Source organism: Endozoicomonas sp. SESOKO2 (genome assembly GCF_024606245.1).
GTDB lineage: Bacteria > Pseudomonadota > Gammaproteobacteria > Pseudomonadales > Endozoicomonadaceae > Endozoicomonas_A.
The window spans coordinates 1-5,797 of record NZ_JAHHPQ010000536.1 but is presented as its reverse complement, the minus strand read 5'-3'; the positions used below and the strand labels follow the sequence as shown (position 1 = coordinate 5,797).

Genomic DNA, 5,797 nt, shown 5'->3' with positions numbered 1-5,797 from the left:
CTGACGCGCATAATTATGTGTGTGGTCTCGTACTAGAAGACTAAACAGTCAGAAGCAACTCGACCCGTTCGAAACACAACTCCGGTTGAACAGGGCCATTTCTTAAAAAAACGCGTCAATATACTGCAAAACTGTGGTCCTGTCAGGCAAGATTCCACACACGTTTGCTTCAGTCACGATGAGGAAGATAAAGAGAATACGAACAGAAACGCTGCCCCCCAACACTCAACGCAGAACGGCTGTTGAAAACGGTACGGGGTTATGTATACTACGCCACATCTTCTCAGGACAGCTCAGTTCTGAAAAACAGTGCCGGTGTGATGGAATTGGTAGACATAGGGGATTCAAAATCCCCCGCCTTTGCGGGCGTGGCGGTTCGAGTCCGCCCACCGGTACCAATTAAATGATATCCCCATCTAATTTGAACCGTTCGTTTAATCGGCTCAAGCTCATGTTTAGTGACTATTAAGCTGGTTGCAATAGTTTAAAAAGCCCTTCTCGGAGTTTTCAAATCCAGCTTTGCGGGCGAGTTCCCAAGGCCTCTCACAGCTGTGTGTACGCTCACACCAAAGATAGCCAGCAGAGCCAATGCAACCATGCTCATCCCGATCAGAACCAGCCAAAGGTCCGGACTCCAGTTCGTCCGAGCTATTCGTACTGCAACCAGCAAGAGAAAGGATGATAATTAGTAGACAAGGAATTAGTGTTTTCATAAAACAGACTCACGTATCTTTTCTGGTACTAAACCCAGAATCTGACGTGACAATTATAGAAGAAACTACTTATGAAACAAGGTAATGGGCTTGTTATAAGAGGCTGCAAGGTTTAAAGGCGTTGAATCTGGATGTGCTGAATTCTACCATCATACACGACTACATCTTCCAAACCAGAATACTCTACTGTCTCACCAGTGTGAGTTTCACCCACAAAGTTAAAATTGAAATGAACTATCCCAGGCTTGGTTTCTGTGACGCTGATTACTTTCCACTCGAGCCTTGCAAACATACCATGATAAAGCCTCTGCACAGACATGATGTCATTCACTCCCAGAAAAAGCTCTCCATTTCCTGATTTGTAGGTAGAACTTTCACAAAACAGCTTTGTAATTTCATCAAAGTTACTGTCGTTTGAGAGTTGGAAGTAAGACTCTGCTATTTCCAAAGAATTCATCGTCTTTAAAGCATCCCGATCATACACACCTGAGTTATAGCACAGACTTGCCCAAGAACATAACACCACGTCCAGCGTTGGCCGTCAGAAGCCCAGAGGGCTATACTGCCGCCCATTGTCATGCATACTGCCCACAATGTTATGAACTTTAACCATGATGGCGACTCTGAGCACTATTGATAAAGAAAAAAGGAGTCTAATCATGAGCACACCGATCAGTAATACTTCAAATCATGGATTGTTCCCAACAACAGACATGGCCAACAAACAGAACGCTTGCGATTTACAAAAAACTGAGGCTGCGTTCTATAGCATGTCCTTGGAATCTGTAGAGCCATTAGTCTCTATCAAGATTGATAGATCTAAAAAAAGAGACAGCATTTTTACTGGGTTACTTGAAAGTGGCCTGGAGAAGAAAGCGGTATTAAAGTATCTTCCATTTGAAATAGAAGATGATCTTTTTAACTGCATCGATGGTAATGAAAGAGATAATGATTTAGCTAAGATAATTGGTGACAACACGCCAAAAAAGGTTATATCTTTTAACATCAAAACCCAAGATGGAAATCACGACTACAAACCTTCAAATTCATGGCAAGAACGATTCATAAAATGTATAAATCAAGGATTACAAAATATTTTTGATGATTTACCTCCAGAATTAGAAGATCGTTTACCAGGAAATAAAACTTTTAGCGACCTTTATAAAGGTAAAAAAACTCCAACAACCTGCTTTCAATTTGTGACTTTTATGGAGGTCAATTCAACATCATATCATGATAAACTTTACCCTCACCTTACAGCCCTAAAAGATTCAGACATAAAGGATCATTTCATTACTGTTGTAATTTTAAATAACAAGGAACTTGTTCATACATTTATTCATATTGGAGATAATGTTTGTATAGGTAAAATAGGAGGTTCTAATATCTATTTTCATACTGTTGAAGATATATTAAGTCATTACCAAGAATATTATGAAAAACCTTTGGGTTTAGCGATTGCGAAGATAAAAACTCTTCAGTAGCTGTATGGTCAATAGCCTACGGTCCGAACTTTTCCAATGATCATGAAAGATAGAAATACCCAGCATGATCGACCAGCTAATTCAGGGCAGGGGTTCTCAAAAGTGCCGGTCAGCAGCTGTTCCGAGGGACGGGAGTAAGAATATTATTTACCGGTTCTGCGATACTTTGAGGATTTTTCTGCAGGTCAACACCTGCTTCCACCTTACTTGGAAGGCACTTCGGATGAGGTCGAAGCCTGAAACGAGCAGAAGGCATTTGTTATGCCTATACTATCGGTCCGACATATAGCTTTTAAAACTGAATATTGAAATGATGACCAATCGTGCAGCTCTATTATTTCTGGCAGTCACCTATAAAATTTGTGCTCAACCTGATGGCTGTCTTGTAGTGACAAATGAAGATTTGTTATTAACAGAGCATGTCGAGTCTCTTTTTAGAAATAGAGTACCTGATGACTTACGTCCTCAATTAGTGCAAGAAGTAATTAGAATTATTGGTAATTCTATCAGAAAGACTGATCCAAAACTCTCCGAGAAAGATATTTATGATCGTTCTAAACAATGGCTCCAGAAACAACTAGATCAAATGAAACAAGTGGATCGAGAAGATTTCCCTGAATACTATGAACAAAATAATAACAATGACAGTGATGAAGCTTTTGTTAAGTAGGAATAACGCCTGGGTCAATCTTCACCCTTGATGTGTCGGGTGGAACCCTGGTGAGCAGAATTTACCCCAACCACCCGTTAAGTGACTATACTCGAACGCTCAACTTAACCGAGATAATGATAATGCTAATCCATATACGATCATATTTTGTATTCGCAATACTTTTATTAGCTCTAACTTTAAGTGCAACGACAAAGGCTAATGCAGGTGATTTTTTTCGAGTTTTAAGCATACCTACACTCAGGGCATTAATCCTAAGTTACTTTTCCGCTAAAGATATTTTTTCTCTAATGGAAGCTCTTGATATTGGGGTTTATCAAAGCATTAGCCTCTTTATAGAAGACGATTTGTACAATAGAATCAGTGCTTTCAACCTTGACTACATTGAGCCTTTTCTATGGCGAGAGTGCGAAGATCAAGATCAAGGATGGCATGACTATAGAGCGTTTACACATTGGTTCTGTGAATCTGAAGATGAATTTGACGACCCGGAGATCAATGGTCACATAAGGGGCGTGCCAATGCATGGTATGATTGAGTACAAACCTTTGGTTAAAATTTCAAAAGAAAACATAAAATTCGTTATTTCCTATGTTTGGATAAGATTAGGTGATGAAAACATATGGCATGTATTTGGTGAAATGATAGATGGTTCAGCCTTCTATTTTAATTCAGAATGTTGTTATTCCGGCTTTCCAGAATATGGAAACGGTTTAGTATGGATAGCGCCAACCTGGGATAGTTTATTAAAAAACATGAGCGAGTCTGAAATCGAAATTTTTATTTCAGCTTTGAATTTAGATGATTTATCTAAAGATATTTTACTCCACAAAAAAACAGCGAATCCTTCAGATTACACAGAAGCATTTAGTTATTTTTTACAAACTTTGATTTTAAAAGATGAGTACGAATCATACAAAAAACAGATCAGGTTTGAAAACCAAGCATTAGATTCAAAAAAACTACCATCATATATAAACTAACTTCGAAGTCTTGGTGTTCGTTTACCACTCAACACCTCCGCTTCAGGCTCGCGCCGAAAATTCGTCAGGCCAGGTAAAGGGAATCAGCCCCGGAACGAATCGAATGCATTTATTACACCTTAAATCAGAACTCTATTTTCATCTATGGAAACAATCAAAGTGATAAAATTATTTACAGCCCTCCTATTTCTTCCAGTTTTTTTCCAAACTGTAAAAGCACAGGAGTGTTCTCACCCAGAGAACAGCGCCTGTCTCTGTAAACTTATAAAAAAAGCAAATGACATAGTAAATATACAATGTAAACTGATCGCAATATTACCAGCCATAAATGGTGAACCTCAAAGCCAACCACCTATACAAGCACTCAACTTGCAACAGGCTACACTGCAAAATGAACTGAGTCATGAATTTAATCAACTGACATCGAATCCACAGCAACCACCAGCAGACCAAGTAGTAGGATTACGCTTATTTCTGTTATTACAAATACAACTACAAATAGTAATAATAAACAATTGGTATAAGCAAAATTAAAAAGCCTAACACTAATTTAACCTACAGCGACGCGGTTGCTGCTTATTCAAGGGGTTTAGGCCCCGTTAGCTCTTTGAGCTATCGATACTGGCATACTTTTTCATTAGTTGCTCAGCTTGCTTTCGTACTTCTTCACACTCTTCATCAAAATCGCCCCAATCAAGGTCGCAATAACTGAGTGGAGCTAAGAATGTTTCTAAATTAATAATAATCTCAGTCTTCAAGTGACACCCTCTCATCAAACCGGTGTTTAAGAGTCATTGTTTGCGAAAGGTAAAAACAGCCTGACTCATTTACGATTACCACTTGACAGCTTAAAATTAGCACCTGACACCTAATAAAAAGGAAAGTCCCAATAACGAACTGTAGCCATTGGTTAGGTTGACTCCATCCAGTTTTTGTTGTTCTTCGATTATACAAAGTATGTTACTTTGTCAAAGTTATCGTTATTAATTAATTCACATAATTCAGCAAGATGCTCCCCAAAAAGAAGAGATTTTTTTCTCTTACAATCAAAATATCTTTGTATTGCTTGGGTATGCATCTCACTTTGTTGAGATGAAAAATCTTCTGCAATTTTTGCGCAATCATAATCGTCACAAGTGAATAAATGATAAAAATCTTTTCTAACCACTGCTAAATCGTCATTTTCGAAAAACACTCCACCCCACACGCCAAGTAAGATATCAATTATTTGCTGGTAGAGAGGTATTTCCCAACTGATCATATGGCTGTTCGATTCCATAAAAACATCAACTTTTTTTTCAAAGTATGCTACTGATAAATTTATTCTTATCAATTCAGCTGCAGTGCCAATTTCAATTTTGCTAAGTGTGTCCAGGCTTTTATACCAAGTTCTATATGCTCTTTTTGTTACATGTTTTAGTTCTTTAACTGTTGCTTTTTGAGAGAGTTCTGGCGATTCACTCAATGCATGCTGTATAGAATCAAAGAGTTTGGGCATTTTTTGAGTCGAGAATTGGTAATATAATTTATCCAACTGGTCTTTAGCATATAGATTACTAAATTGCAAAGCAACGCACGTACATAACAATTGAACAAGCTTCTTTATCATTTCTACATTCTCCTTAAAATGAGTTGCTTTTAAGGATATGCATGATTTGACACTTTTCAACCCAACACTTGCAGCAAAGATAACAAAGGCAGTGGCATGACTCTCAATAACTGAGAGCATTCACAAAGAGGCTGTTATGGCTTGATACTCCAGAGAAATGAAAGAGTCTGTTATCCAGAAGATGATAACCCCCCAATAATGCTTCCGTGGCTCAGCTTAAACGAGAAACCGACATTACTTACGCAACCTTGTTTACTTGGCGCAAACAGGCAAATGCGCAAGCTGTACCCGTGCCCGGTGATGGTAAGAATCCTCAGCAGTGGAGTGCTGAAAACAAG

At 38.5% G+C, this 5,797-nt stretch carries 7 protein-coding genes and 1 tRNA gene; 5 read left to right on the top strand and 3 right to left on the bottom strand.

The genetic code is table 11. From position 1 onward, the window contains the following. The first annotated feature begins 311 nt into the window (after window positions 1-311). Window positions 312-398 (top strand) — tRNA-Leu (locus KDK17_RS13115). Window positions 399-825: 427 nt separating this feature from the next. Here KDK17_RS13115 and KDK17_RS13110 read toward each other — a convergent pair. Further along, window positions 826-1,170 carry a hypothetical protein gene (locus tag KDK17_RS13110; RefSeq protein ID WP_257281480.1) on the bottom strand — a complete coding sequence of 115 codons (345 nt, stop codon included), beginning with the start codon at window positions 1,168-1,170 and terminating at the stop codon, window positions 826-828. A gap of 202 nt (window positions 1,171-1,372) precedes the next feature. Here KDK17_RS13110 and KDK17_RS13105 point away from each other — a divergent pair, with 202 nt between their 5' ends. From KDK17_RS13105 to KDK17_RS13090, 4 genes are all read left to right on the top strand, one after another. Beyond that, window positions 1,373-2,197: a hypothetical protein gene (locus tag KDK17_RS13105; protein WP_257288238.1), complete on the top strand. Its 825-nt coding sequence runs from the start codon at window positions 1,373-1,375 to the stop codon at window positions 2,195-2,197. Window positions 2,198-2,507: 310 nt separating this feature from the next. Beyond that, a complete protein-coding gene (locus tag KDK17_RS13100; protein WP_257281478.1) occupies window positions 2,508-2,867 on the top strand; it encodes a hypothetical protein in 360 nt (119 codons plus the stop codon). A gap of 122 nt (window positions 2,868-2,989) precedes the next feature. Continuing rightward, window positions 2,990-3,850: a hypothetical protein gene (locus KDK17_RS13095; protein WP_257281477.1), complete on the top strand. Its 861-nt coding sequence runs from the start codon at window positions 2,990-2,992 to the stop codon at window positions 3,848-3,850. A 144-nt stretch (window positions 3,851-3,994) separates the two neighbouring features. After that, the gene (locus tag KDK17_RS13090) at window positions 3,995-4,384 is read left to right on the top strand and encodes a hypothetical protein (protein WP_257288237.1); all 390 of its coding nucleotides are present in this window, start codon (window positions 3,995-3,997) and stop codon (window positions 4,382-4,384) included. A gap of 65 nt (window positions 4,385-4,449) precedes the next feature. Here the strand turns inward: KDK17_RS13090 and KDK17_RS13085 are convergent, their stop codons facing one another. Both KDK17_RS13085 and KDK17_RS13080 read right to left on the bottom strand, forming a co-directional pair. Further along, on the bottom strand, window positions 4,450-4,608 hold the full coding sequence (locus tag KDK17_RS13085; protein WP_257281404.1) for a hypothetical protein: 159 nt from the start codon (window positions 4,606-4,608) through the stop codon (window positions 4,450-4,452). 188 nt (window positions 4,609-4,796) lie between these two features. Further along, the gene (locus KDK17_RS13080; RefSeq protein WP_257281405.1) at window positions 4,797-5,579 is read right to left on the bottom strand and encodes a hypothetical protein; all 783 of its coding nucleotides are present in this window, start codon (window positions 5,577-5,579) and stop codon (window positions 4,797-4,799) included. Between the last annotated feature and the right edge of the window lie 218 nt (window positions 5,580-5,797).

What these genes read in the sequence shown, in the direction of transcription:
- KDK17_RS13080 (WP_257281405.1), bottom strand. Translation starts at nt 5,579, where the DNA reads ATGCTCTCAGTTATTGAGAGTCATGCCACTGCCTTTGTTATCTTTGCT.
- KDK17_RS13095 (WP_257281477.1), top strand. Translation starts at nt 2,990, where the DNA reads ATGCTAATCCATATACGATCATATTTTGTATTCGCAATACTTTTATTA.
- KDK17_RS13105 (WP_257288238.1), top strand. Translation starts at nt 1,373, where the DNA reads ATGAGCACACCGATCAGTAATACTTCAAATCATGGATTGTTCCCAACA.
- KDK17_RS13100 (WP_257281478.1), top strand. Translation starts at nt 2,508, where the DNA reads ATGATGACCAATCGTGCAGCTCTATTATTTCTGGCAGTCACCTATAAA.
- KDK17_RS13090 (WP_257288237.1), top strand. Translation starts at nt 3,995, where the DNA reads ATGGAAACAATCAAAGTGATAAAATTATTTACAGCCCTCCTATTTCTT.
- KDK17_RS13110 (WP_257281480.1), bottom strand. Translation starts at nt 1,170, where the DNA reads ATGAATTCTTTGGAAATAGCAGAGTCTTACTTCCAACTCTCAAACGAC.